Origin of the sequence: Microcystis sp. 49638_E5 (assembly GCF_021300285.1) — a bacterium.
Classification (GTDB): Bacteria; Cyanobacteriota; Cyanobacteriia; order Cyanobacteriales; family Microcystaceae; genus Microcystis; species Microcystis aeruginosa_C.
In genome coordinates this window covers 1-4,056 of the sequence record NZ_JAJTDH010000166.1, presented here as the reverse complement: position 1 = coordinate 4,056, position 4,056 = coordinate 1, and the positions used below count along the sequence as shown (strand labels likewise).

The window sequence follows — 4,056 nt, the reverse complement described above, 5'->3', positions numbered from 1 at the left end:
TATATACTCACTTCTCTGCGATGCAGTCGCACTCGCGGGAGCGCATTTTGTAGCCTGCTTAAAGCTTTGTTTCTGTCTGTATCACTTGTTACTTTTTAAAATGAGAATTGCTGCCAATTCATAATTCATAATTCATAATTCATAATTCCCACCTAATTTTTTTGACGGGGGAGAGTGACTTGTAGGCGAGCGCCGCCGGTGTTAGGATCATTTTGAGCGACGATCGAACCGCCATGGGCTTGAATAATCTCTTTGGCAATCGATAAACCTAAACCGGTACTATAATCCTTTGTGCCTTGTTTTTGACGGGTGCGGGAAGGATCACCGCGAAAGAGCCGATCAAAAACGTAGGGGAGATCCGCTTCGTTAAATCCCTTCCCGTTGTCGATAACGTCAATTTTCAGCCATTTTTCCCCGATAGTATCGGATATTTCTCGAATTTCTAGGCGAATTTTCCCCTGATCGGGACTATACTTAATGGCATTATCAAAGAGATTCAGGAAAACTTGCAGCAGACGAGAATGATCCACTTCCAGCGTCCAATCCACCGGAGAGGAATAATCTAAGCTAATCTGTTTTTGGGCGGCTATTGGGGTGACAGTCTGCCAAGCAGCGCTGATTAATTCCTCTAGATTAATTATCTGGTATTGTAAAGATCGCCCCGCATCCGCTTGTAATTCACTGATTTCTAGCCAATCGCAGACTAATTGACTCAAACGCTCCACTTCTTTCCCCATTTGTTCTAACCAGCGTCTTTCGGGAGCTTGCAGGCGTTTTTGTAAAGCTTCGGTAAGGAGAGAAATGGAGGTTAAGGGAGTGCGTAACTCGTGAGTTAAGTCAGAGAAAGCTCGCTCGCGATTTTGCGATAATTCCACTAAAGGCTGTCTATTTTCGATAAATACAGCGATTTGACCTTCTGGCAAGGGATAACCGTAACCCTTCAAGGCAATCGATTTAGGAGCAATCACTTGGCGATCGCTAATAGGGGTGACAGGATAATTAGTCGGGTAAAAAGTCCAAGTTTGCACCTGTGGACTCTGTTTTTGGCGAGTTTCTTGAATTAATTGATCTAATTCGTAGGATCGCACCAATTCCAGCAGCAGACGCACCTGATCTGGCTGCCAGCGATCGAGTTTTAAGAGGGTAATTGCCTGTTGATTACACCAGAGCAGTTGATTATCGGCATCCACATGAAGATAGGCGATCGGCGCTCGTTCTAGCAAGGATTTCTGAATTTCTAAGCTCTTTTCTCGCTCTTGCAGACTTTGGGAGAGAAACTGTAATTCTCGACGCACTAGGGAGGTAACGGGAAAAGAAGCCGACAAATCCGCCGAATCCGAGAGAGCGCTTAGGGTTCGCTTTAACTCTCTATTTAAGCGTGAGACTTGCCAGTAACAAATACTCAAACCTAAAACTACTCCCAAAATAAAAGCGAAAATAGTCATTGTCTGCGCGAGCGGCGATCGCTAAACTTGAAAATATAATCGCTCACCTAGCCAAAACGATAACCGAAACCGCGTACAGTAATCAGGTATTCCGGTTGACTGGGATCGATTTCTAGTTTTTCGCGTAACCAGCGAATGTGAACATCGACGGTTTTGGTGTCTCCTAAAAAATCTGGCCCCCAAATTTGTTCAATTAATTGCTCTCTTGACCAAACTCGGCGCGGATAACTCATAAATAGGTCGAGGAGACGGAATTCTTTAGGAGAAAGGTTAATTTCTTCATCTCGCACTGTCACCCGACATTCCTGGGTATAGAGAAGAACATCGCGGAATTTGCGCACGGTAGCGGCAGCTAGGGAAGTAAATCCTTGACGACGAATCAGAGCGCGACAACGAGCGACTAATTCGCGCATACTAAAGGGTTTAGTCAGATAATCATCGGCACCTACTTCTAAACCCAAAACTCGATCGGTTTCGCTGGCCTTAGCACTTAAAATTAAAATCGGGATAATATTGCCGTGATAGCGCAACAGACGGCAGATATCAAGACCGTTGACTTGGGGTAACATTAAATCCAAAACGACCAAATCAAAACGAGACTCACCGTGATTAGATTCTTGACTTTGCAGTAATTCTAGGGCAACGCGACCATCACTAACACCGAGAGCCTCGTAACCTTCTTCTTCCAAAGCCAAAATAATCATATCCCGAATCACTTCTTCATCTTCAACGATTAAAATCCGATGATTGGGAACGAAATCCGTACTCACCGACAAGGGGGGGGTGTCAAGGGTTAACATAAAAATACTTGATTATTCGTCTTGATTTTATCTCAATTTGTCAACCCGCACTCGTTTTGGAAGGCTAGAGCCGAATGTTATTACAGTTATCTACCTGGTTAGAGGTGGAATCCTATCTAGAACAATCTCAGGGAATTATTATTCCCATTGGTTCCACGGAACAACACGGGCCGACGGGACTGATTGGTACAGATGCTCTATGTGCTGAGGCGATCGCTAAAGGAGTGGGGAAACAGGTAGGAGCAATGGTAGCACCTACCTTAAATGTCGGTATGGCCCTACACCATACGGCTTTCCCCGGTACAATTAGCCTTCGTCCTAGCACTTTGATTCAAGTAATCCTCGACTATGTGACTTGTTTAGCTAGAGCGGGTTTTCGTCAATTTTTCTTTATTAATGGTCACGGGGGCAATATTGCCACCCTAAAAGCCGCTTTTGCGGAAACCTATTATCATTTGGATTCCCTTAATTTGCCTAACACAAACGAGGTTAAATGTCAAGTGGCCAATTGGTTTATGGTGCGAGATGTTTATCTTTTAGCCAAAGAATTGTATGGAGATCAGGAGGGTTCCCACGCTACACCGAGCGAAGTGGCGTTAACTCAGTATCTTTACCCTGAGAGCCTTAAAAATGCCTTTTTATCCGAAAAAGTGGCTTCTGGTCATGGTATTTACGGTGCGGCTAATTTTCGCCAAAACTACCCCGATGGTCGTATGGGTTCCAATCCTGCTTTAGCCACTCCCGAACACGGTCAGAGGTTCTATGAATTAGCTGTGAAAGAATTGAGTAATAGTTATCTGGAATGGCTCTCTTGTCCTTTGTCTAAGTTGATTAGTGACTAGGCCTCCGAGACCCGGAATAATTTAACTGTAGCCCTAAAGATAAAACTTAAATATGCAAGGAGAAAATTGATGACTGCCACCACTGACAATAACTCCAATCAAGCTCTGGCTAGTTTGCGGGAAATACAAGAACTTGCCATCGCAATTACAGCCAAAAGCCTCAATCCCGCCATGCTAACGGTTGATTTCCTCAAATATTCGGGAATAGTTCCCCCCGACTGGGAATTAAATGGCCAGCCGGTACTCAATCCTAATTACGCTCAAGTTAATTTTCAAAATGGTATCAGCATCGTCGCCCAACCCCGGAAAATTACCTTTGTGGAGATAATTAACTCTCCCGATAGCCTGAACCTGAAACTGCCAGAAATTGTTGCTTTATATCTAGATAAACTCCCTTTAGCCGAATATCAAGCCCTGGGTATCGCGCCGAAAAGTATTGTTCCTTTCCCTAGTAGTCCCGATGCCGCTAAAAAATATATCACCGAAACTCTTCTCGCCCCCGGTCCCTGGCACAATTTCGGTAAGGCCCCCCTACAAGCCAGCATCAATCTAATTTATCAGTTAGAAACCTCTCAGCTATCCCTGGCGATTAACGAGGCAAAATTGCAATTACCCGATGGCAAAACCCTAGCGGCACTATTATTTGCCGGTAACTTTAACTATAATCTGGCCGAGGGTAGCGATCGATTAAATCTGCTCAAACAATATCTGGGACAATGGCAAAAAGACCTAGAGATTTTCCGAGAATTAGTCACTCAACGCTTTCTAGAAAGACAAGTCCAGGTTTTCCCCTCTAATATCAATCTGCCCCTAGGACCCCAAGGTGGACTGTAATCAGTAGTCAGTCAATACTTACCGATAACCTAAAACACATCCACCCCCCCAAACCCTTGTATTTTTGCATTAGCGGCTTCTCCACAGCTGCGCGGGGTGGGGAATAATTTCCCCGGGTTAGCTAAACCTTTGGGA

4 protein-coding genes are annotated in these 4,056 nt (G+C 44.6%); 2 read left to right on the top strand and 2 right to left on the bottom strand.

From position 1 onward, the window contains the following. Positions 1 to 152 precede the first annotated feature (152 nt). On the bottom strand, positions 153 to 1,445 hold the full coding sequence (locus LW728_RS23005; protein WP_002801072.1) for a sensor histidine kinase: 1,293 nt from the start codon (positions 1,443 to 1,445) through the stop codon (positions 153 to 155). A 47-nt stretch (positions 1,446 to 1,492) separates the two neighbouring features. Continuing rightward, the gene (locus LW728_RS23000) at positions 1,493 to 2,245 is read right to left on the bottom strand and encodes a response regulator transcription factor (RefSeq protein WP_287768485.1); all 753 of its coding nucleotides are present in this window, start codon (positions 2,243 to 2,245) and stop codon (positions 1,493 to 1,495) included. 74 nt (positions 2,246 to 2,319) lie between these two features. Here LW728_RS23000 and LW728_RS22995 point away from each other — a divergent pair, with 74 nt between their 5' ends. Continuing rightward, positions 2,320 to 3,087: a creatininase family protein gene (locus tag LW728_RS22995; protein WP_002801074.1), complete on the top strand. Its 768-nt coding sequence runs from the start codon at positions 2,320 to 2,322 to the stop codon at positions 3,085 to 3,087. 69 nt (positions 3,088 to 3,156) lie between these two features. Then, positions 3,157 to 3,921: a hypothetical protein gene (locus tag LW728_RS22990; RefSeq protein ID WP_287665049.1), complete on the top strand. Its 765-nt coding sequence runs from the start codon at positions 3,157 to 3,159 to the stop codon at positions 3,919 to 3,921. Positions 3,922 to 4,056 lie beyond the last annotated feature (135 nt).

Bases quoted from the DNA above. Each gene is read 5' to 3' on its own strand.
- LW728_RS23005 (WP_002801072.1), bottom strand. From the start codon at position 1,445: ATGACTATTTTCGCTTTTATTTTGGGAGTAGTTTTAGGTTTGAGTATT.
- LW728_RS23000 (WP_287768485.1), bottom strand. From the start codon at position 2,245: ATGTTAACCCTTGACACCCCCCCCTTGTCGGTGAGTACGGATTTCGTT.
- LW728_RS22995 (WP_002801074.1), top strand. From the start codon at position 2,320: ATGTTATTACAGTTATCTACCTGGTTAGAGGTGGAATCCTATCTAGAA.
- LW728_RS22990 (WP_287665049.1), top strand. From the start codon at position 3,157: ATGACTGCCACCACTGACAATAACTCCAATCAAGCTCTGGCTAGTTTG.